18 protein-coding genes and 1 pseudogene are annotated in these 23,011 nt (G+C 60.8%); 2 read left to right on the top strand and 17 right to left on the bottom strand.

From position 1 onward, the window contains the following. Positions 1-304: 304 nt before the first annotated feature. From pepD to IEW81_RS13675, 6 genes are all read right to left on the bottom strand, one after another. On the bottom strand, positions 305-1,801 hold the full coding sequence (pepD, locus tag IEW81_RS13700) for a beta-Ala-His dipeptidase (RefSeq protein WP_097061074.1): 1,497 nt from the start codon (positions 1,799-1,801) through the stop codon (positions 305-307). A 16-nt stretch (positions 1,802-1,817) separates the two neighbouring features. Further along, positions 1,818-2,846, bottom strand: coding sequence for an ABC transporter permease (locus IEW81_RS13695; protein ID WP_097061075.1), 1,029 nt, complete (start codon positions 2,844-2,846; stop codon positions 1,818-1,820). After that, positions 2,846-4,369, bottom strand: a complete 1,524-nt coding sequence (locus tag IEW81_RS13690; protein WP_179691857.1) for a sugar ABC transporter ATP-binding protein — start codon at positions 4,367-4,369, stop codon at positions 2,846-2,848. The genes IEW81_RS13695 and IEW81_RS13690 overlap by 1 nt, the downstream gene beginning before the upstream one ends. Positions 4,370-4,374: 5 nt before the next feature. Next, the gene (locus IEW81_RS13685) at positions 4,375-5,424 is read right to left on the bottom strand and encodes an ABC transporter permease (protein WP_097061077.1); all 1,050 of its coding nucleotides are present in this window, start codon (positions 5,422-5,424) and stop codon (positions 4,375-4,377) included. 97 nt (positions 5,425-5,521) lie between these two features. Beyond that, the gene (locus IEW81_RS13680; protein WP_097061078.1) at positions 5,522-6,676 is read right to left on the bottom strand and encodes a sugar ABC transporter substrate-binding protein; all 1,155 of its coding nucleotides are present in this window, start codon (positions 6,674-6,676) and stop codon (positions 5,522-5,524) included. Between the two features lie 630 nt (positions 6,677-7,306). Then, positions 7,307-7,888 (bottom strand): lipoyl protein ligase domain-containing protein, encoded by a 582-nt coding sequence (locus IEW81_RS13675; RefSeq protein ID WP_097061079.1) that lies wholly within the window; start codon positions 7,886-7,888, stop codon positions 7,307-7,309. 215 nt (positions 7,889-8,103) lie between these two features. Here IEW81_RS13675 and IEW81_RS13670 point away from each other — a divergent pair, with 215 nt between their 5' ends. Further along, positions 8,104-8,736, top strand: coding sequence for an NUDIX domain-containing protein (locus IEW81_RS13670; RefSeq protein ID WP_097061080.1), 633 nt, complete (start codon positions 8,104-8,106; stop codon positions 8,734-8,736). Between the two features lie 99 nt (positions 8,737-8,835). Continuing rightward, the gene (locus IEW81_RS13665; protein ID WP_097061081.1) at positions 8,836-9,801 is read left to right on the top strand and encodes a sugar-binding transcriptional regulator; all 966 of its coding nucleotides are present in this window, start codon (positions 8,836-8,838) and stop codon (positions 9,799-9,801) included. A gap of 208 nt (positions 9,802-10,009) precedes the next feature. Here IEW81_RS13665 and IEW81_RS14800 read toward each other — a convergent pair. The 11 genes and pseudogenes from IEW81_RS14800 to IEW81_RS13610 all read right to left on the bottom strand — a co-directional run. Then, positions 10,010-10,294, bottom strand: a pseudogene (locus IEW81_RS14800) (2-oxo acid dehydrogenase subunit E2); the annotation flags it as partial. 84 nt (positions 10,295-10,378) lie between these two features. Beyond that, entirely contained in the window at positions 10,379-11,248 is an 870-nt protein-coding gene (locus IEW81_RS13655; RefSeq protein ID WP_097061464.1) for a class II fructose-bisphosphate aldolase, read from the bottom strand. A 39-nt stretch (positions 11,249-11,287) separates the two neighbouring features. Continuing rightward, entirely contained in the window at positions 11,288-12,847 is a 1,560-nt protein-coding gene (locus IEW81_RS13650) for an FGGY family carbohydrate kinase (protein ID WP_097061083.1), read from the bottom strand. Then, complete coding sequence (locus tag IEW81_RS13645; protein ID WP_097061084.1) at positions 12,844-14,571, bottom strand: glycerol-3-phosphate dehydrogenase/oxidase; 1,728 nt, start codon at positions 14,569-14,571, stop codon at positions 12,844-12,846. Before IEW81_RS13645 ends, IEW81_RS13650 begins: the two co-directional genes overlap by 4 nt. A 38-nt stretch (positions 14,572-14,609) precedes the next feature. Continuing rightward, positions 14,610-14,852, bottom strand: a complete 243-nt coding sequence (locus tag IEW81_RS13640; protein WP_097061085.1) for a biotin/lipoyl-containing protein — start codon at positions 14,850-14,852, stop codon at positions 14,610-14,612. Between the two features lie 18 nt (positions 14,853-14,870). After that, a complete protein-coding gene (locus IEW81_RS13635; RefSeq protein WP_097061086.1) occupies positions 14,871-15,899 on the bottom strand; it encodes an alpha-ketoacid dehydrogenase subunit beta in 1,029 nt (342 codons plus the stop codon). Further along, the gene (locus IEW81_RS13630) at positions 15,896-16,879 is read right to left on the bottom strand and encodes a thiamine pyrophosphate-dependent dehydrogenase E1 component subunit alpha (RefSeq protein WP_218840026.1); all 984 of its coding nucleotides are present in this window, start codon (positions 16,877-16,879) and stop codon (positions 15,896-15,898) included. Before IEW81_RS13630 ends, IEW81_RS13635 begins: the two co-directional genes overlap by 4 nt. 544 nt (positions 16,880-17,423) lie before the next feature. Further along, entirely contained in the window at positions 17,424-18,371 is a 948-nt protein-coding gene (locus IEW81_RS13625) for a beta-keto acid cleavage family enzyme (protein ID WP_097061087.1), read from the bottom strand. Between the two features lie 205 nt (positions 18,372-18,576). Beyond that, entirely contained in the window at positions 18,577-19,725 is a 1,149-nt protein-coding gene (locus IEW81_RS13620) for a substrate-binding domain-containing protein (protein ID WP_179691859.1), read from the bottom strand. Between the two features lie 170 nt (positions 19,726-19,895). Then, entirely contained in the window at positions 19,896-20,894 is a 999-nt protein-coding gene (locus IEW81_RS13615) for an ABC transporter permease (RefSeq protein WP_097061089.1), read from the bottom strand. Between the two features lie 91 nt (positions 20,895-20,985). Continuing rightward, a complete protein-coding gene (locus IEW81_RS13610; protein ID WP_097061090.1) occupies positions 20,986-22,653 on the bottom strand; it encodes a sugar ABC transporter ATP-binding protein in 1,668 nt (555 codons plus the stop codon). Positions 22,654-23,011 lie beyond the last annotated feature (358 nt).

The following is a 23,011-nucleotide window of genomic DNA, read 5'->3' as shown; positions in this document are numbered from 1 at the left end:
GAGCAGGATCGTGGTCGAACCAGTGGGACGGTTCCGTCCGTCATGGCCGCCTCGGTGCAGCGAAGGACGTGCCCTCTCGGTCGGGGTACTGCGGTCGGGGAATTGCGGCGACAGTAGCGTCGTCCCGGTCGCGTCCGAGCCCCGGTCGGGGGCCTTGGTCGAGGGGCCTTCAGATCTCCCGCTCGGGCATCCGTGATCCCAGGCGGGTACATCCGCCGACAGCAGATGATCCTCAGCAGATGATCCTCAGGAGAATCTCATTGCCCACAGACCGCTCCGCGCGGACGGCGTCAGCCGGACCGGATTATCCGAGCCGCGACATGACGCTCTTGATCAGCGGCCAGACACGTTCCACGGATTTGTGGTTCACCTTCTCTGCCGGGGAATGCAGGCCCTGAAGTTCGGTACCAATAGAGATAATGTCGGCGACCGGCACACGTCTGCTGAACATCCCGAGCTCGAGGGAGCACTGAGATACTTCGACGCTGGGCTCCCTACCAAACACGTCACGATACGCCGCAGATGCGGTTGCAAGCAGCTGGGAATCAGGACGATAGGGGAACTCAGGAGCATCGAGTCCGTAGAGTTCGCACACGACCCCGCCTCCCGCGAGAGCGACGAGCGCCTGTACTCGCTCGATCAGCTCGTGCTTTCGCGACGTGAGGGCGGAGGTGATGGTGGACATGACGCGTGCTCCCTGAGGAGTCGGCCGTACGGTTCCGAGATTGTTCGACGTCTCTACGCGACCGGGAACGTGAAGATTCCAACTCAGCACCCCATGAGGGATGAGACGCAAAATGGACATGAGCCGGATCCCGGCGTCGCGCGAAAACGCGCTATGGGGACGTGTCGAACTCTTGAGCTCGACGCGAATCCCGGGGTCAGAAATCTCGTACTCCTGTTTGAGCTCGGCGCCCAGCCCGGCGATGAGAGCCTCGATCGAATCAAGGTCACTGTCATTGAACACTATGACGGCAGATGCATCGGCAGGGATCGCACTATTTTGGGCGCCTCCGAAAGGATCGGCGATGCGCAATTCGTGGGCCCGAGCCAACCTCTGGACCGCGCGGGACAGCACCTGCAGAGCGTTCGCCCGCTCCAACTGGATGTCGAATTCGCAGTGACCGCCATTGAGCCCGCGCACCTCCAGTGAGCGCGCCGTGGTCAACTCTGCCGGCACTGGCTCGAACTCGCCTGGGACATCGACCGTGAACGTCACGTCCCCACTGCAACCGGCCAGGATCTCTTCGTCCGTGATCCAGTTGAAGTCGATCATGCGACGCCCGGCAAGCTGAGCGACGTCGAACTGTCCGGCCCCTACCTTCCCTCTCTCCTCCATGGCTGTGAGGACTGCCTCCAGCGGCGGATGCGGGATGTCCTTGGATTCAAGCAGGGCGAGAATGTACGACACTCCAATTCCGTTGTCCGCCCCCAGGGACGTCCCCTTCGCCGAGATGTAATCGCCGTCGACCACGAGGCTCAGCGGTTGGTTCACGAAGTCGAACTCGACTCCCTCTGCCTTTTCGCAGACCATATCAAGGTGGCCGTGCAGGATCAGCGGAGCTGCATCCTCAAGTCCCCCCTGTCCGGGCTTGCGCACGAGAACGCACTGCAGGTCATCCTTCGTCGCCTCGAGCCCACAGGAGCGCGCGAAATCCACGATCCAGTCAGCGACCTGTTTCTCGTTACCCGAACCTCTTGGGATGCTTGAGAGCACCTCGAAGAATCGGAAAACCTCGCGGGGCTCAAGGTCTTTGAGCACGCCGGAACTGGTCGCGTCCAGGATGTCCGCAGCAATCATGTGACCGTCTCGTTTCTTATTTGACAATGCTTGCTTTGTTGCGCGACATGGTGAGCGCAACCACCGCAATGATGACCGCGCCGTAGACCAGGCTCTGCGCCTGGGCGTCGATACCGACTGCGGTCGTAGCGATGGGAACAAGTGCAACGGTCAGAGCTCCGAAGATCACGGTGAGCGGATTGACTACACCACCGGAAATCGACGTTCCTCCGATCAGCGCTGCGGCGATGGCGGGAAGCAACAGGTCGCTTCCCAGGCCGGTGGGCGACGCAGACCCCGCCTGCGCGATGATCGCGATGCCGGCCAGTCCGGCGCAGAACCCCGAGAGAGCGAAAGCCAGCACCTTGAGCGAGCGCGTTCGAACCGCAGAGAAGATCGCGGCAGACTCGTTCTTCCCGATGGCCGTCATCCCTCGGCCGATGCGGGTGTACCGCAGAAGCACCCAGAGAGAGACCGCAACAAGCACGCCCATCCAGAATGTCAGCGGCACATTCGCGATTCCGCTTTCGTACAGCGCGTGAATGCCTTCCCCGTTGCTGGAGACATACACGGTCGTGCGGCCGCTGGCCACGAGCGCGACTGCCTGGAAAATTCCCAGCGTGCCGAGCGTCAGCGCGAAGGACGGTACCTGCGCGTAGGCCACAATCAGACCGTTCACGGCTCCGAAGGCGGTGGTGGCGAGCAGCACGATCAGCGGCGACAGGCCTGCCACCGGGCCGAGCGTGAGCGCGAGCAGGATAGCTCCCAACAGGCCAATCGCGGCGTTCGACAAGTCGATCGACCCGACGTTGAGCACCATTGCCTGTCCGAGTGCCAGCAGAAGGATGGGGGCGGACGACGATGCGATTATCGCCAGCCCTCCTCCCCCTATGAAGGCTGGAGTGAGGATCGCGACGACGACGAGTATCGCCACGAAGATGACGATCGGGCCAATCGCATGCCAGCCTCCGATGCGCTTCACGGACTGGAACTTCGCGCGAACAGGGACGGCGAGCTTCGTTGTCTCGCGGTCAATCTTCGTTGTCTCGCTCTCGATCTTGGTCATCACAGCATCCTTTCAAGCAGATCCAGGGTCGCGGGATTGTCGTGCCCGAGGTCGAAGACGCCTGAGATCCGCCCATCTCGCATCACCACGATGTCGTCGGCAATATCGAGAGCCTCATCGATCGTGTCGGGAATAAGGATGATGGCGGTTCCGTCATCGCATACCGACCGGATTTGCGCATTGACGGTTTCGGCCGCACCCGGGTCGAGGCCTCGGAGTGGGTGGTCGAGCACGAGCGCCTTCAGATCCGAAGAGTTCAACCACTTGGCGAGGACGACCTTCTGCTGATTACCGCCAGAGAAGTCCTGCAGCATGTGCTCGGGCTCCCGCGGCCGGATATCCAGCTTCTCGAACCACAGGCGTGCCAGAGACAACCTGCGTCGGGGAAGCTCGAACGGCCCAATGGCCGCGGAGCCGGGATGCGTGAGCGTGATGTTCTGGTCCGCTGGCATCTCCCCCACCATTCCCTCAGTCTTGCGTTCCGCGGGAACGTATCCCACACCGAGAGCAACGGCCTTCTTGATTGACGGCCGCCCGGAGTAGCCCGCGATCGAGACCGACCCGGAATCGAAACCCTCGGCTCCGAATATCGCTCGCGCCACCGCCTCGCGGCCGGAGCCGCTGGTACCCAGAATGGCCAGGACACGGCCGGGGTAGGCATCGATCGACACATCCGTGTAGGAGCCTGCCCGGGTGAGGTCCTGAATGGAGATGACTGGCTTGGTCGCCGGCTCAATACTGCGACGATTTCGAACGGCAGCGTGAGTCTCGCGACCGACCATGAGGCGGAATAGTTCCTCCTCTGTCACGTCATCGACAGAGCGGTCGGCGATCAGCTCGCCATCGCGCATGACGACGACGCGATCGCAAATACGCATGACCTCGTCGAGTCGGTGGGAGACGAAGATGACCGAGCCGATGTCGCGAAGCTTGGAAATTTCCCTCTCCAGGATCGCGGTCTCCGTCCTCTCCAGGATCGCAGTCGGTTCATCGAGGATTACCAGCGGAGTCGTGTGACTGGCGGCACTCACCCGGATCGCCCGTGCGATTTCGACCATTTGCCGATCAACAAACGACAGGTCGCTGACCCGCGTCTTCGGATTCAAGTGCGATCCGATGAGGTCAAGGGCCTGAGCTGCGTCCGCGTAGAGGCGACGCCAGTTGTACAGCCCAAGCCGGTTGACGCCGCCCCGGCCGATGGGCGTGTTGACCTCGATGTTTTCGGCGATGGTCAGGTTCGTGAACAGCGACTGCTCCTGATGAACGACCCCGATCCCCGCGCGCAGGGCGTCGGCTGGCCCGCGGAACTGGACTTCCCGTCCATTTACCGCGATTGTTCCCTCATCGTGCCGATAGTTGCCCGAAAGGATCTTCAGCAAGGTGGACTTGCCCGCGCCGTTCTCGCCAATGAGGCCGATGACCTGACCCGGTTGGATGCTGAGGGACACCCCGCGAACGGCACGATTTGATCCAAAGCTTTTCGAGACCGCGTCCAGGCGAAGCACCGCGGGTGGTGTGGTCACGTCGCTCATTTTGCCACCCGCAATCTGTCGCGCTGCGACCACGCGGCGAACACGATGGCGGCGACGAGGATCGCGCCGGTAACGGCCGACTGGTAACTCGACTCAACGCCGGAGAGTATGAGTCCGTTATTGAGAATCGTCAGCAGGAACACGCCCAACACGGTGCGCAGGATCCCTCCTTTTCCGCCGCCGAGGTGAGTTCCTCCGATGACGACAGCAGGGATGACGATGAAGAGCACGCCGGAGCCTACGGTGGGCGACCCGATGTCGAGTTGGACAGTGGCCAGGATGCCACCGAGTCCACTCAGCAGAGCGGCGATGGCAAAGACAGCGACCTTCACACGAAAAGCGGGAAGGCCTGCCGAGCGCACGATGGTCTCACTGTTTCCGATGGCAAGAGTCACACGACCGATCCGGGTACTGCGGAGAACCAGGATGCCGAGGCCGATGACGAGCAACGCCACCCAGAACGAGTTGGGGAGTCCGAAACTGATTCGGGACGTCCAGCCCTTCAGCCCTTCGTCCTCGAGGCGAGGGAGAAGATCGGTCCCGTAGAGCATGGTGGCAATTCCAAGCCCGACGTACCACATCCCCAGGGTGACGATGAAGGAAGGGACCTTCAGTGCGGTGAAAATGAGGCCGCTGGCGACTCCCAGGACGAGGGCGACGCCGAGCGCGATAACCCAGGCCCATGGCCCCAGATCCACACCTCCGCGCGAGTTGGCGCTGAGGAGGATCCAGGTCATGCCGGTTGCCCCCATGACCCCCTCCACGGACAAGTCGATGGATCCGAGAAGAATGACCAGGGTCGCTCCCACGGCGACGATCAAGGGGATGGCCGACTGGGTGAGAACGTTCTGGAAGTTGGACGTAGTCAGAAAACGTTCGTTCAGGAGGGAGAACACAACGATGAGGACGGCCAGAGCCATCAGCAGACTCAACGGCTCGGCGAGACCACGGAACCGCGCACGGCGCTCGATGACGGATTCGCGGATCCTGATCGCGGTGGTGTCAATACCAACCGCGCTCTGTTTCGATAAAGCATTGTGAACCATGAGAACTCTCCTCGCAGAAACCGATCACATTATGATAAGGCGCCTGTTCCCGGCCCTGGTCTGAGCGACGAGGGCCGGGAACAGGCTGACCGAAGAGCTACGGCTTGGGCAGAACCTCGGGTCCGCCACCGCCGATGAGGGTCGCCGGCTCGGTGTCCCACGGACCCGTTTCGACAAGCTTGTCAACGAAGTCGGCTGCGGCCGTCGGGGTGTCGTACTTGAGGTACTCGTCGAGAGTGTCGGGCGTTACGCACTTGATGTCGAAGAAGCTCGTGCGCTTTTCTTTTGGCAGTTCGGACGGAACGATCTCTCCGGTCGCTGCCAGGTAGGCCGTGTACAGACCGATGGCGGAGGCCATGTAGCCGCGGTGGAAGGTTTCCCCGACAATAGCGTTGTTGCCGTAGCCCTTCTTCATGAGTTCCACCGTGTCGGGGTAGAGACCGTCGGAAGCGAACTTCACCTTGTCGAGCAGGCCAGCGTCGTCGAAGGCCTGAATCGCACCGAGCTGCATGCCGTCATCGGCGCTCCAGACGCCATTGATCTCATCGCCGTACTTCGCGATCAGGTCTTTCGCATTTTGGTTGGCCAGCTGCGGGTCCCAGTTCGAAGGCTGGTTCTCGAGGATCTTAATCCCTGGGTAGTTTTCACGCATTTCAGCCTCGAAGCCGGCGACACGCGTCTGGCTCGTCGTGCTGTCCTGAACCCCGGGGAACATGATGACGTTACCCTTGCCGCCGAGCGCGTCACCGATCGCCTTGGCGTTGCAACGGCCGGAGTCCACACCGGGGTGCTTCTGGAAGGCCACGAAGTTGTCGCCCGAATCCCAGGGCTCGAAGTTGTCCGGCTTGTTCCACCAGATCGATACGTAGCCTCCGGCGCGCTTCACGGCATCCACGATCGTCGGGGTGTCTGAACTCGCCACCGTGTTGACGAACATGACGACCTTCTTACCCTGCGCGAGGATTGCCTGGATCTTTGAGATCTCAGTCTGCGACGAGCCCTGCGAGTCGATGATCTCAAGCGGAATATCAAGCTTTTTGGAGAGAGCCTTCGCCCCCTCGATGTTGGCGATGAAGTAGGGGTTGGTGGTGTTGATGACGGATGCGACGAGGACTAGGTCCTCTTTGGCGATCGGCCCAGTGGAGCCTGCGGCGACTCCACCCGCGGTCGACGTGCACCCTGCGAGTGCGAGCGTGGCAACAGCCGCGAATGCGGCGAGGCGAAACACGCTGCGCTTATTTTTGAGAGACATCTTTGACTCCTTGAAGATGGGTAAGGCTGGGACTGGGATCTACTGCATTTTTATTCAATGAACCGGATTTGATTCACTATGAGGTTAGAGGCATCTTACGTGTGCCCACAAGAGGATTTCGCCAGATAGTCCACTCGTGACCGATTCGTTACGATCAGGTCCCGAAGGATCGCACTTCAGCGCAGAGCTCGAAAGTGATCCCGGACGTCGTTTACAGAGATTTCCGGTTCCTCACCAAGAGCGCTGTGGCCATCGTTGCTGTGACGTGACGGTCGTTCCCGATAATCCGTTGCATGAGCACATTAGCGCCAATCTTCTGTTCCAAAGCCTCGGGCGAATGGTGTTCGTCCCAGCCGATCCATCATGTCGTGCATATCTGGGATGTGACATCCAATCCCCGCCACGGCCGATGCCTCGTGAAGCTCGACGTCACCAGTGCCCGTCTTCTCGACACCGTCTTCTTCACGTTGTACTCCAGTTGGGTTGTTTGTGGGGCTCCAGGTGACACCCCAAGTCATCGGCTGACGCCATTGTCGCGACAGGCTCCCGGCTGATCTGAAACTGCACGTAAGGCGCGCGCTCCGACCGCGAAAAATTGCCGGAGTCATCGGCAATCGACTGGGAGATTATTTACGCAAGCGCACTGCGAATGGAGGTTGTCTGCGGGAGCGCCCACGCAGAGTGTCGATATTGGAGCCCGGTCACGAGCTCGTGCACGATGTCGTCGAGTGTTCCCTGCGCCCCCTCGTCACGCACGCTCCCCAGGGTCTCTGGCGACCACTCGAGCATCATCGCCCCGTAAACCGCGTCCACGACTGGTCGCAATCGGTCGGGCTTTTCCAGCACGATGCACGCGGTGAGAAGCCTCGCCCGGCGCATCGCGCGCTGAGCGATTCCCACGACCTTCACCTGCCCCCGCGCGTTGACGCTGTGCTCCCCCGCGCAGTATTCGCCCGCGACTGGACCGACTCGAGCGTCGAGGCCCAGATCTCGCAGCACGTCCCGAAAACAACGCGCGCCAGCGTCGAAGGCCGCCAGGTGATTGCCGAAGAGCCCCAAAGGAGCCATGAGATCGACGATCAGGCACGTCTGGTCATAGGCCACCGCCCGGCCGCCCGCGAGGCGAATCACTGGATCAAAGCCAAGCCGACGAGCCGCATCCGACGCGGCCGCAAATTCGGGCATCAAGCTCTCACGTCGACTGAACGCCATGGTTGGAACCGGGCGATAAGCTCGGATTCGAGCATGAGGGTGTTCGTCTTCCTGCATGCTGCGGAGCAGGCGCAAACTTTCATCGATGTCGTCTTGCGCTGTGGAGCCGACCCGGCCAAGTGATAATTTAGGGATAGGGGTCGGCGACTGCGGTGTGGCCTCACTCATGACGTGCAGTACTCAGTTTCTGAAATTATGAGCAGGAGACCGATCGATTGTCTGATCAGCTGGCGGATGTGCGTGCCCACCACGAGGTTCGTTCTACCACGACCGACCTCGAGGGGCTTGTTTGGGATATTCGATCCGATGAGGTCGTGTACGGCGACGCAATCCTGACCCGGCAATATCTGTCTCATCGCGGTGCGGTTGCGGTCATTGCAATGGACGATGATGATCGTATCCTGCTGATTCAGCAATATCGCCATCCCGTACGTGCACGTGAGTGGGAGCTGCCGGCTGGCATCCTCGACAACGTGAGCGAAGACCCTGTATCTGCTGCCCGAAGAGAACTCCTGGAAGAAACTGGACTTACCGCCGCGAATTGGCAAGTGCTGGTGGATTTCTTTCCCACCCCCGGCGGCAGCAACGAAGCAATCCGGGTCTTCCTTGCACGCGACCTGCTGGCAGGAGCGTCCGATTTTCGTCCCACTGAAGAGGAAGTGGATATCGAACTGCGCTGGGTGCCGCTCGACGATGCCGTCACAGCGATTCTGAACCGCAGAATGCAGAACGGGACTCTCGCGATTGCGGTGATGGCTGCCTTCGCGGCGAAGACCCGAGGCTGGCCTCACGCGACAAGTGCGGACACTCCGTGGGATCGCCATCCGTCGGCCTCCTCGCACCAGTAATCCTCACGGAACACCCACTGGCTTAACCTAAATCGTTTTGGATATTCTTGCCGTTAACGAATCTCAATGCGCTGAGAATCTTCAGTGGAAGGAGCAGCTGTGGCTGCTGATCCCGAACCGCGCCGCTTCATGACGAAGGTGGCGCGTATGTACTACACCCACGGTATCCGGCAGGTCGAGATTGCGTCGAGCCTGGGAATATCGCAGGCCCGCGTTTCTCGGCTGCTCCAGGCCGCCGAGCAGGCGAACATCGTCAGAACGGTTGTCGTCATTCCAGAGGGCCTGCACGCGGAGGTCGAGGAGAATCTCCAGGAACGCTACGGGTTGTCCCAGGTTCACATAGTGGAGTCGCTGGATCTGAATGACGAGGCCGCCATCAATCGCGACCTCGGTGAGGCCGCCGCCTTGATCCTCTCGGCAATGCAATTGTCGGGGAAAACTATTGGCTTCACTTCGTGGAGCCGTTCGCTGCGTTCACTCGTGAATGCCCTCGAACCGTCGAGAAAGAGGTCCGACCTCACCCGCGTCGTCGAAATGCTCGGGGACGTCGGCCCGCCACAGCTTCAGCATGATTCCACCCGTTCCACGCAGCGTTTTGCTGACCTGATTGGAGGGTCACCGCTGTTTATCCGAGCTCCCGGGGTTCTGGCTTCTGCGGAAGCTCGTGAGGCAATGATCAACTACGACGTGCACACCCGCGAAGCGATCGCGGCCCTGGATGAGCTGGACGTTGCCCTTGTCGGTATTGGTGCCTGCAATATCGATGCACCATTGGAGCCAGGCGGCAACTTTTTCACAGTGGAGCAATTCGACAGGGCAAAATCGCTCGGCGCCGTGGGGCAGATCAACCTGAGGTTCATCGATGCGGAGGGAACTCCGATCCAGAGCGAACTTGACTCCCTCGTGATCGGCGTGACCCTGGCGCAGCTTCCCGCCGCGGGCGGACGATTTGCCGTCGCTGGTGGAAGATCGAAATACGAGGCCGTGCGGGCCGCCCTTCGCGGCCATTGGATCGACACCCTGGTGACGGATATGGAAACGGCAGAGCGACTCCTGCGGGAGTGATGGGTGGCACGCGGCGGCACGCACAGCGGTCAACACAGCAGCCTGCTGCCACGGAATGCACGTTGTTCGTGTGGCGCCCGGTGTCGATTTCACGCCCGCGAGAAACCCAGCCGCACCTGCTCCATCGAGAGCGCGGCATTCCCACGCCAGTGCCAGTTCGGCGATGGCTCGCGACTCCCACCATCCTCGACGCAGGCACCCCGGCGGATTATGGCTCCACCGCCAGAATCGCAGCCCAGGGCCCGCTCACGATAGCGCCGAAGCGCCTCACACCGAGCACGCCGAGATCCGACACCGTGAACGTTCCCCAGCGATGTCGTCGCGCCGCAGTCCACCGGAACGAGTACCACCGACGACGTCGCGCCCGCGCTGAGCGGCCTCTTCGAGATCCAGCCGATCGATGTTGATACCAGGTGGGTACTGTCAGACGCTTCCCAATCGAGACAGCTACCCCGACCCGAGCCCGTAAGAACGAGACGACCGCTTCGCCGTCGACCTGAACGTGGGCCGCGCTTTGGTTCGACCCAGCTCATTCAGCTCGATGCGATGGCCCTCGCCCAATTCTGATGTCGCGTCGTCACACCCGGGCTTCAGTCAAAACGGCAGCCGTCGAGGCGCCCGCACACCCGTACTCACGCATTTTTGCTATCGTCGCTTCGATCATCATGCTCTTTCCCACAGACATAGCATCCTCGAGCTGGCGATCACCCCTGGCCCAGGTCTCTTCGATACCGCGCCGAAAGGCATGGCGGAGATCGGTATCGGCGTTCAGCTTGTGCACACCAGCGGCGATCGCCGCGCTGATATCCGACCCAGGCACACCCGACGCCCCGTGCAAAACGAGGGGAACGCCCGTAACATCGCGAATGCGCTGGATCCGTTCGATATCCAGGGGCAGGGGGTCGCCGGAGGTGAGGCCGTGCATTACGCCTGCCGAGATCGCCAGGAAGTCGACGCCGGTCTCCGCGACGAAACGTTCGGCTTCGTCGACGTTCGTGTAGTGCGCTGACCAGTCGATCCCGTCGGACGCATCGGGAATGCTGCCCAGTTCGGCCTCCACAGGAACGCCGAATGAGTGTGCGACCTGAACGATGTAGCGGGTAGCTTTCAAATTTTCTTCGAACTGCAGGTGGGAACCGTCAAACATGATCGAGTCGAATCCGAGGCGCAGGGCTTCGAAGACTTCGTCGTAGGTGCCGTGGTCGAGGTGGATGACCGCATCCGCTCCCGTGCCGTCGAGTTCACGACGGGTCATGCGATACGCGGCCTCGAGGCCCATGTGAGGAACGATCGCCCGTCCAACCTGCAGGAAAACTGGTGATTCAGCGCGAATTGACGCTTCGATCAGCGCTTGCGTGGTCTCAGGGTTGTGCATGTTGAAACCGCCTACTGCGTAGCCGCCCGCTCTGGCGCGGGCGACGTAGTTTTCGGCTGTGTTCGTAGTCATCATGATCCTTTCGATTGGTTCAGTTTGGGGACCTGCACGTCAGTGTGCGGCCAGTTCCGGGATGGGTCCGAGAGCCGTCCCGCTCGTCGGGTGAGGTGGTGCGGGCGGCATCATGCGGGCGGATCGCACGGCGGCCTGCCAACCGCCATAGAGCTGGTCGCGACGATCGCTAGTCATGCGGGGCTCGAATACTCGCTCCACACGCCACGTTTCGCGCACGAGGTCCTGCGCGTTCCACAGACCCACTTCTGCCCCGGCGATGTAGGCAACTCCGAGGGCGGTGCGTTCGAGGCCCTCCGGCCGGATGACCGGCATGTCGAGGATATCTGCCTGGAACTGGCACAGGAAGTTGTTGCAGACTGCCTTGCCATCTACCTTCAGCGACGTCACGCTCATACCGCCAGCGCGCAAAGCGTCGAGGTTGTCACGCGTCTGGTAGGCCATGGCTTCGAGCGCCGCGCGAACAATCTGGTCGATGCCCGTGTCAAGGGTCAACCCGAAAATCGATGCTCGAACGTCTTTGTCCCAGTAGGGGTCGCAGAGCCCGGCGAACGCAGGAACAAAGTAGACCCCCTGGGTGTCGACGACTCGTTCCGCGATGCGCTCCATCTCCGCAACAGATCCAACTGCCCGCATCTTGTCACGCAGCCAATGAAGTGTCTGCCCACTGTGGAACACCACCCCCTCGACCTCGTAGCTGGTGAGCCCGGGGATGTTCATCGCGACGCTGGTGGTCATTCCGGGGAGGAACAGTGGGCTGCTCCCGACGTTAGCGACGAGCACGCCGGCGGTCCCAAAGGTGTTCTTGACTGACCCCTCATCGAAACAGCCCTGACCGAACAGTCCGGCCTGTTGATCAGCAACGATCGCGTGGATGGGTATGCGGTGGCCGGCGCCACCGAGCAGAATGCTGGGGTCGAGGTAGCCGAAGTGCGCATTGGAAGCGCGCACCTCGGGGAGGAGATCCTGCGGGATTCCATATGCGTCGCAGAGTCGTTCGTCCCACACGAGCCCGTCGATGTTGAGCAATGCCGTTCGCGACGCCGATGTCGCATCGGTGACGTGCTCACGCCCGCCGGTAAGGTTCCACACAAGCCAGGTGTCGACTGTTCCGGCAGCGTAAGCGCCCGTGCCTGCAAGCGCTTTGAGTCCCGGGACGTTCTCGATGAACCAGGCCAGTTTTGCGGCCGAAAAAAAGGAGTCGTTTCGAAGCCCGGTGCGGGTGCGGACCTCGGCATCGAGACCCATCTCAGACCAACGCTGGACGATCTCATCAGTCTGGTGTGAAGACCACATAATTGCGTTGTGCACGGGGACGGAGTTTGATCGGTCCCAGATCAGACAGGTCTCACGGTGACTTGTCACCCCGACGGCGGCGATATCACGCGCCGTCAGCCCCGTCCGATCCATTACCTCGTCGATCGCTGCCCGCATCGCTGTCCACAGCTGGGCGGGGTCAAGCTCGACCCAGCCGTGGTTAGGGAAGAGGGGCGTGAGCGGATTTGAGGCCTCGGCGACGATCCGCCCGTCCGCATCGACGAGAACCGCCCTCGCGCTGCTCGACCCCTCATCGAGCGCAAGGACATAGCGGCCCGTCACAGCTCTGCCCGGCCGCCCTGGAGGCCGACGCCGACGACGGGCAACCCATTTTCACGTTCACCGGATGTCGCGTGACCGGGAATTTGCACCGCGGGTCGGCCAGGGACGGCAAGGTGGTCGAGCCACTCGACGTAGCCGTCGAGTTCATTCTGGATGCGGGCTTCATTCCAGCCGTTGATGGCCCCCATTATCGTCGCGATCCGCCGGGCGCCCTCGATGCCGTGACCCGGTTCGAACGCCAGCAGGAGGCGTCTCGCCATGACATCAGTGAGGGTTCGGGCGAACTCTTTATCTATGGCGAAGACCACTTCAGCGGCTAGCGCCCCCGACTTTTCGTCGACGACCTCGAGCAGACCGGCATCGTCATTCGCCAGGGCTGCTATATCTGCTGCTCGCACTCCGTACAGAGCGAGGAGCCGCTTCGCCGACAACGGTGGCACACCGCCGGTCGAGATGAACGCCTTCGAGAACGCCTCATAGTTCGCTACGCGAGCACCGGGAAGTGGGCTTGTCAGCGTGATCGTTTTTGTTTTCTTGAGACCGAGGCTGCGAAGCGTGAGGTCGACGGCATCCTCAGAGAGCTGCCGAAATGTCGTGAGCTTGCCACCGATGACGGTGAAGAGGCCCTCGACGCCCTCGTCAGCGTGGTCGTGGATGATGTGGCTTCGTGGAATCTTCCATTCAGGCACCCCGGGCGCGTAGGGCAATGGCCGCACTCCGCTGTAGGTGTACAGAACGTCGCCGGTGGTGAGTTTCGCTCCCGGCACGAGAGTGTTCACCTCGTGCAGGAGGTAGTCGATCTCCGACTGTTCTGCGCGGGCGGAATCCGGTTCCTCGTCATAGAGGTTGTCGGTGCACCCGATGAGGTACCTGTCCATCCACGGTATGACCAGAACCAGGCGGCCATCGGCCTGCGACTCGTAGTACACGACGTCGTGCGGTGCTCCGGGGAAGGGAGCCACGATAATGTGGCTGCCTTTGGAGCCACCGATGAATCGGGGCGCCTCGACTCCCCCGACATCAGTAAGCAGGCGGTCGATCCATGGGCCGGCGGCATTCATGACCACGCGCCCGTGCACGGAATGCCGCTCTCCCGTGATGGAGTCGGTGTACTGCACGCCGGTCACTCGGGAACCGTTCCTGAGCAACCCATCGACTCGGGAGTGGGTGACGACGTCGGCTCCGTCAGCCTGTGCGGCTACCGCGAGTTCGACACAGAGCCGCTCTGCGTATTCGACCTGTCCGTCAATGAAGACCGCCGAACCGCTGAGGCCGGCCGGCTCCATCCCGGTGAAGCGGGATAGCACCGCGCGTTTCGTCAAAATCGTGTGGTTGGGCTGCTTCTTATCCCATGACAGCACGTCGTAGGCGATCATACCGAGTCGGATCAACCACGACGGCCGCTTGTTGCGGGCGTAGAACGGCATGAGGAGCGGCACAGGCTTCACGAGGTGCGGAGCAAGCTTGAAGAGGCGCTCGCGCTCCTTCAGGGATTCACGGACCAGGGCAAAGTCCTTGTGCTCCAGGTATCGGAGCCCGCCGTGAATAAGTCGCCCCGACCAGGCCGATACTCCACTGCAAATATCTTCCTGGTCGATGACAATCGTTCGCAATCCCCGCGCTGCCGCATCGCGGGCTATGCCCAGTCCGTTGATGCCGGCACCCACGACGACCAGGTCGTAAGGAAGGCGGGTGTCGTGCGCGTTCACCGAAGATGTGCTCATGGCTGCTCCTGCTTCATTGTTTTCTCTGAGGCTCGCGTTTATTCGGTTTCGATCACGGCAATAACGGTGCGGACCTCGACTGAGGCGCCTGCCTGAACCAGGATCTCAACCAGGGTCCCCGTGGCTGGCGACTCGAGGGTTTCCTCGACTTTCTCCGCCTCAATTTCCGCCAGAGGTTCGTCTTCGTCGACGTGGTCGCCCACCTTCTTGAGCCACTCGACGATTGCTCCTTCGCTCATGCCCATTCCCCACTGGGGAAGCAACACATCTATACGCGCCATGTGATTTCTCTTTCGTTATCAGACTGCGGCTGCGACCGGCTCAAGCGCCGGTAGGTCAACTACACGACGGATGGCGGCCGCAATACTGGCCTTCGTCGGGTACATCTGCTTTTCCAGCGACGGGCTGAATGGGATTTGCATATCCGGTGCCGTCACTCGAATGATCGGCGCCCTGAGAGAATCGAAGATTTCTTCGGCCACGAGCGCACTGATTTCCGCGGCTGCCCCGCAGGTGCGGTGCGCCGGTTCCGCTACGACGAGTCGACCCGTTTTTGCCACGGATCGCAGAATGGCATTGCGATCGAGAGGAACGAGGGTGCGGGGGTCGATGACCTCCACGGACACTCCTTCCTTCGCTAACTCTTCTGCGGCCGCTACGGCTTCGGGAACTGAGCTCGAGATTGCAACGACGGTGACGTCTGTTCCTTCGCGCGCAGTACGGGCAACACCCAGCGGCACCCAGAACTCATCCTCGTCGACGTCTTCTTTCGTACTCCACAGCAGGCAGGCCTCGAAGCTGAGCACCGGGTCGTCGGAATCGACTGCGGATCGGAGCAGCCCTTTGGCGTCTGCGGGCGTGGCGGGCGCGATGATTTTCAGGCCCGGCACGTTCATGAACATCGGATACGGTCGGTCAGAGTGATGTGCGCCGGTATTCAGTCCGTAGAACATCGCAGAGCGGAAGACCACGGGCATTGAAGCCTGGCCGCCGAACATGTACCGGTTTTTCGCAACCTGGTTCACGAACTGATCCATAGCCATATAAAGGAAGCTCGAGTAGGAAAGATCCACGATCGGGCGCAGTCCGGTCATTGCAGCACCGGCGGCGGCGCCGACGATGCCCTCCTCGGAGATCGGGGTGTTGCGGATGCGGTTCTTGCCGTACCGCTGGAGAAAATCACCCTCGATGCTGCGGGATTTGCCGCCGCCGGTGGTGCCGTAGACATTGGCTTCGACGTCTTCGCCGATGATGATGACGCGATCATCTGCGTCCATCGCCTCGCGCTGGGCTGCGCCAATAGCGCTGAGATAGCTCATCACAGTCATGCGACGGATTCCTTGTCGGTGTAGAGGTCGTCGAAGGCGACCGAGAGATCGGGGTAGGGGCTCGCGTCCGAAAATGCAACCGCCGCGTCAACTTCCGCGAGGGCAGTGGCCTGAAGGCCATCGAGCTCTTCTTCGGAGAACCCCTGTGATGCCAGATACTGGCGGAAGAGCACGATCGGATCCTTCTTCAGCCAGGCTTCGCGCTCATCGGCGTTTCGGTAATCTGTGCCCAGCTTCAGGCCTTCGGAATGTTCGTTGTAGCGATACGTGATGACCTCCACCAACGTGGGTCCATCTCCCGCTCGCGCCCGAGCCACTGCCGCTGAGACCGCGTCATACACAGCCAGCACGTCTTGTCCTTCTTCAACTCTGATTCCGGGCATCCCGAATCCAGCGGCACGTTCGGAGATGATGCCCGATGTCACAGTGTGAGCGGGCGTGCTCAGCGCGTACTGGTTGTTCTCGCACAGAAAGATCATAGGGAGGTCCCACACGCCTGCCATATTCATCGACTCATAGAGAACACCCTGATTGGCGGCCCCGTCGCCGAAAAAGGCGAGCGCGACTTTGCCATTGTTGAGCACTTTCGACGAGAGGGCTGCTCCATTGGCGATCGGAATGGACGACCCGACGATGCCGGACTCGCCAAGGCTTCCGACGGCGAAGTCAGCGAGGTGCAGCGAGCCGCCCTTGCCCTTGCAGACGCCCGTCGCCTTGCCCACGAGCTCCGCCATGAGCGGGCCGAGTGGTGAACCTTTTCCGATGGGGTGCCCATGGCTGCGGTGGTTTCCACTCATGTAGTCACCCGTGCCGAGGGCCATGGTGGCGCCGACTACCTGCGCCTCCTGCCCGATGCTGGTGTGAACCGTGCCGGGAATGTGGCCTCGTTTGACCATCTTGGACGCGCGCTCGTCGAACGCTCGGATTCTCAACATCCGAAGCTGCATTTCGCGCAGCGTGTCGCGTGCCAGTTCGGCCATGGGGAACCGCCTTCCTATCGACGTCGTCGTCTACGTTTGCTTGTGAATATTCATTCGCAATATGAAACCCTATGCTATGCACTAGTTGGACCCACCGCAAGCCAATTTTGACGGGACGACAAACCAACCAGAATGATGGCGTGAGTCTACGGAACCACGGAGGCCGCTCAGTCACGAATGTATCGGGACGGAACTTACCTATGCATCCGCCGCCATCTTCATATCTGTCCAGAGCTGACCGCCCGTCATGGGGCTGCCGTGACCGTTTCGAGCATGATGACGTTGGGCTTTCCCCCGTCTGCGACGGAGGCCAGACCGGGGCGTGCCTCGATCGCAGTGATAATCCCCGCCGCGCCAGGTTCAGCGTGGCCGCCAGCAATGGAGTGGACCGTCGTACCGGACGCCAACGATCCCAAGCCATCCCGCTAATTGACACCAAACGAATTCGACGAAGGGAATTCGCTGGCCAACGCAGAGATAACTTCGAGCGAAAACGGGAGCACGCTTCCATCAGCGTGCTCCCGTTTTCGACGTTCGGGCGTCCCTACGAGATGTTGTAAAGCTTCCTTGCTTCCTCGTGAGTGGCAATGGGCCTGCCCACTTCCCGGGCGATTTCCTGAACCTGCTGAAGCAACTCGAGGTTGGTGGGGTTACGAGCCGGGTCGTAGAACAACTCCAACCCGGTCTTCACGTGCCCGCCCAGTTCGATCACTCGACGCAACAGGGCGGTGTCGTCGAAAGCGCCCTGTCCCCAAATTGAAACAAACCAGGGGTGCTTGACCTTAGCCTCTTCAATCATCATCAGGTAGTAGTACAGGCTCTCAAAGCTGGGCTTCATGCCGCAGGTACCGATCGGCTCCAGTGCAGTGAGTCCGTAGTCGCCGATCAGGTAAAAGTCCCACATCGAGCCCTTGGTGGACATGCCCTGGTTGACGTAGTGCATCGCGTGGCGAAGGTACCCGGGCTCGTAGACTCCCCAAACAATCGGCATATCGCGCTCGCGGCACATCTTCACCTGGCCAGCGACGCGATCATAGTTGAAGCCATACTCGCGCCCCACGATGTAGCCCTCCTCGTCGAGGCCCGCAGAGAAGAGAGAAATCCCCGTATCTATACAAGCGATTTTCACGTTGGCGTCCGCAGCGAGGAAGGGCACATGCTCCAGCCCATGCTGATCCGAGGTCAACCGAAGGTTGTTGCAGGTGGTCGGATACCAGGTGATGTTGGGGTGCTTCTCCAGTACCTTGTCCCAACTGCGCATGTAGTCCTTGTACGCATCCTTCCCGAGAAGGTCAAAACTGGTGTTGTGGGCGTGAATCGCCGTTGCCCCCGCCTCCCAACAGCGGATGGCGTCCTCGGCGATTTCGTCGTAGGAGATGGGGGTGTTGGGGTTCATCGCCTTTGATCGAACGCCGTTGATGTGGGACTCGATGATGACCGGATAGTCCCAGTTGGGCTTCATATCCGCATATTTATCGAGAGCTGTAGCCATGGTGTTTTCTCCAAAAGGTTGAGTTGGATGACTGGTGGTAAACGAGACAATCTTGTTGCCGACCCGCTTGGTAGCGCCGGATCACAAAGCTTCAGATCCGAACTGAAAACGACCCTGAAGCTGGAATAGGCCGAACCAGCCCCGGTCTCACATGGTGCACACGCTTGAGACCGGGGCCGGGTCGGTTATGGAACTGTGGAAGTGACTAGTTGCAACCCGCCGTTGCTTTACATGCTTTCACGAGGTCTGCTGGCGGGGCAGATCCCCACACCTGCTTCCACGCGGCGGTCAGGTTGTCCTTGGTCACCACGAGGGCAGGATGGGCGATGTATTCCGGCATTTCGTCGCCGAGAAGCACCTTGATCATGGCGAGCGCATGAGTGCGACCCTGCGCATCGAGTTCCTGGGCGCCGCCTCCAATGAGCTGTGTACCCTGAGCAACGTTCATCGCGAACTCGGTTCCGAGGTCCTGGGTTGTCACGGGGATGTTGCTCCCGTTTCCTCGCAGGCCGGCGAGAGCCTGCAGACCCGGGCCGTCCCACGGAGTCCAGAGTCCCTGTAGATCAGGATTCGCCGTCACGAAGTCGGATGCCTTCTGCTCAACATCCTTCGGGTTGGCTACACCGACCGTCTTGAGCTTGATGTCCGGGCGCTCGCGCTTGAGCCACTCGATGGCACCCTCGTCACGCTGGTTGGCGGCCCAGAGCACGATGTCGATTTTGACCATGCCGACCGTTCCGCCCTTGGGGATACACTGCGCGAGCACCGCCATAGCGATCTGGCCCATACCCTTCTGATCCATGCCGCTCGAGGTGGCAACTTCGTTCGGCCATTCGAGGCCGGGCGGCATGTCGTCGAGTGTGATGAGCTTGATTCCGGCCTGGCTGACCGTGCGGTAGGTCGAGGCCATGCCGACGCTGTCGGTCGGAACCGACAGGATGCCATCCGGTTTCAACTGGATCATGTTTTGAATGTCGGTCTGCTGCTTGGTTACGTTCCAGCCACCGTCAGTGACCGCGACGACTTCAACGTTGTTCTCGGCAAACGTGCGCTTCATGGCCCGGACGAGGATTGTGGTGTAGTCGATGTCCGCGGTCTGCATCGCGATGCCGACCTTGAACTTGCTCGTCTTCAACTTGGCAATGTCTGCGTCGGTGAGTTCCGCGACGTCGGGGGAAGCCGGGGCGTTACCACGAGGACTCAGGCCGACCGGAGTTGGCGGCTGAAGCGCCGCTGAATCGATCTTCTCCGGACAACCGGATATCGACGCCGCCCCACCAGCGGTCGTGCCATCCGCGGTGGTCACGGCGCTACATCCCGTGGTCGCCACGAGGCCAGCCACAAGCAAACCCATAAGGGCAGTCCTGCTATAGGTCTTCTTCATTTCCATCTCCATTGATTAGTAAGGCTGCTCTGCTGCAAGGGTTGCCGCGAGCCTTCTTCAGAAACTCCAGTTTGCAAATGCTGACGGTTGCGCCCGTCGAGGTAAGGAATCTCCACTCACCGTCCTGGGCCGCCGAATTCTCAGCGTCGTCGCAGGGTCGACAGCGCAACAGCGACGATGATGATTGCCCCCTTCACTATCATTTGCGCCGATGAACTGACACCCATCAGGGTCAGACCGTTGTTGATGACGCCGATTATGAGGCTCCCCACGAGCGTGCCGAGAATCATCCCCTTGCCGCCGAAGAGGTTGGTTCCCCCGAGGATCACGGCAGCGATCACGTCGAGTTCCATGCCGTTGCCCGTATCGGGGCGGGCAGCCTGGGCTCGTGCCGTCCAGATCAGGCCAGCAAAGCCAGCGGCGGCACCCGTAAGCACGAACGCCCAGATCTTGACCCGGTTCACCATAATTCCTGAGTAGAGCGCCGCCTTCCGGTTGCCCCCCACCGCATAAACTCGCCGACCATAGGCGCTTACATGCAGAAGATATACGCCGATCAACAACACGAAAACCGTCCACAGCATCGGCACCGGAATACCGAAGACGCGGGCACTATTGAAGAGATTCCAGTAATCGCTGTTCGCGATGAGCACAGGCTGCCCCTGACTGATCATCAACGCGAGCCCCCGCGCGATGCCGAGCGTTGCGAGGGTGACAAGAAAGGACGGTATCCCCAGACCCGTGGTGATAAGTCCGTTGACCAGGCCGATGAGTGCGCCGACCGAAAGCCCGACAACGACGCCGACGAGGAGGTTGCCACCCGTGGACTCCATAGCGAGTGCTGCCGCCACTCCCGACAGTGCCAGCGATGCGCCGACTGAGAGATCAATCTCCCCCGAGATGATGACGAAGGTCATCCCGACCGCGATGATCGTGACCAGTGCTGTCTGCTGTCCGATGTTCAGAAAATTGGACGCGGTAAAGAACACCGGGGATTGCAGCGAGAAGAATACGATCAATGCGACGAAGACGCCGTACATCAGGTACGGGGCTGCGGCGCGAGAAAAATTCTTCTGCAGTGCCTTGCTCGAGGTTATCTCGGTCGTCCCAGTGGGAGCGATTGCTACTTTCGTGGACATAACGGTCTTTCCTTTCTGTTTTTCCGCGGCGCGGCACGGGAAGTTCGGTTTCTCGGATGCCAGGTCAATTCCGGGAAGATGGTTGCGGAGCCTAAACGTCGGGCGTCAGACGCTCAGCGGCAACGAGATGGTGGAATTCCTCCACGTTGGAAATCTCGTTTCGCGCCATCGATTGATGCGTCTTGCCGTCACGTACGACGTAAATGCGGTCGCAGAGCAAGAGGAGTTCACTGAGATCACTCGACACGACGAGCGTGCTCGTCCCCTCAGCAGCGGCCTGTCTAATCACCTGGTAAATCTCTTCGCGCGCGCCGACGTCGACGCCAACGGTCGGCTCATCCAGGAGCAGAAGTTCGCATCGGGGCTCCAGCCACTTACCAAACACAACCTTTTGCTGGTTTCCGCCGGAGAGCGTCATCAGGGTGGCCAGCTGGTTCGGAGCCTTGACCGAAAGCGCAGTCATGACGAGTTGGGAGCGCCTCATCGAGGCGCGCGTACGAAACCGTCCAAAGCGGGTAAGCCGCTTCAGCAGCGGGAGTGACAGATTTCGGTCGATCGTGTGCTCGAGCACCAACCCCTGCTCGTGACGGTCTTCCGGGACGAGGCCGATGCCGAGACGAATCGCATCGGTGGGTGATTTCAGCCGCCGATGCTGGCCCCCGATCATCAGCGCACCTTCGGCGACGCTCCGGAGTCCGAATATCGTTTCAAGGATCTCCGTGCGACCGCTTCCGATCACTCCGGCCAAACCGACGATCTCTCCCGGCCGGACGGTGATAGACACGCCGTTGAGCGCGTCGTTTTTGACATCCGTCAACTCCAGGAACGGGGTCACCCTCGATATGACAGGTGACTGCGTGTCAGGGCTTTTCACCTGGTGGTTGCTGACGTGGTCGGTGGCTTCCGTCGCCATCAACTCGGCTGCGATCGGCTCACTCGGGCCGACGATTGCCGAGACCAGCCCAGGCATGTCAATCTCGGCAGTCGGGAACGACCCCACGTTGGAACCGTCTCGGAGAACCGTGACGCGGTCGCACATAGCAAAGACCTCGCTGAGGCGGTGGGTGACATAAATGACTCCGACACCACGGGCGACGACCTTCCGCACGGCGCTGAACAGCACCTCCTCCTCGTGCTCGGATAGCGCGGATGTCGGCTCATCGAGCACCAGTATGCGAACGTTGCCCATGAGCGCCTTGGCGATTTCGGTCATCTGCCGATACGCGAAGGGAAGCTCGGAGACGAGTGCGCGCGGGTCGAGAGGGAAGTCGTACTCCTTCAGAAACGCACGTGCCTGAGCCAGCATTTTCTTCCTGTCGACGACGCCGAACCCCTTACGGGGTTCCCGTCCAAGAAAAAGATTGTCGACCACTCTCATCGTTGGGATGAGGCTGAGCTCCTGGTAGACGATGGCGATGCCCGCAGACCGCGAGTCGTGAGCGGAATGGAATGACCTCTCCTGGCCCAACACCTGGATGCGGCCGGCGCTGGGCCGCTCGATCCCGGCGAGCACCTTTATGAAGGTCGATTTTCCTGCGCCGTTCTGACCGAGCAGTGCATGCACCTCTCCGCGCAGGAGCTGGAAATCCACGCCGGCCAGCGCGTAGCTCCCGGCGTAAGTCTTCTCCAGCCCTTGAACGTCGATCAAGACCGCTGGATCACCCGCATCGAGCGGTCGAGCGCCCGCGGCTTCCCCCGCGAAGGTTCCGATCCCCGCACTGTCAACGGGGGAAATATCAAGGCGATGAACTTCGTCCATGATGGCTCGTTTCTCCTTCGAAACGGTTGATTCGAAACACGTGCTGGAAATTCTGCGAGGCGAGACGCTGCGTGCGCGTTCCGTAATCCACTGCTGACGGGCAGCTGCTTCTCTTCGATACGACGTGGTGATTGTCGAGCTAGTCGCACCGCATGACACATAAGTTCACTTATGTGAGTTTGGTCATAAATGTGAAGGTAGGCCCGTGCCTTGCAAATGTCAAGCATCGGCGGCCAATTTATGTCTTGGTCTTTTGCCTCGTTTGGGGTGGGGAATCGAAGCGTGGAAGTGGAGCCGTCATGCCCCATGACCGACAGGGTTGTTGGCGGATGTTCCTGCTGCAGGGGACGCAGATGAA

It is taken from the genome of Salinibacterium xinjiangense, assembly GCF_014645015.1.
Classification (GTDB): Bacteria; Actinomycetota; Actinomycetes; order Actinomycetales; family Microbacteriaceae; genus Rhodoglobus; species Rhodoglobus xinjiangensis.
This window is presented reverse-complemented; position numbering and strand designations above follow the sequence as displayed.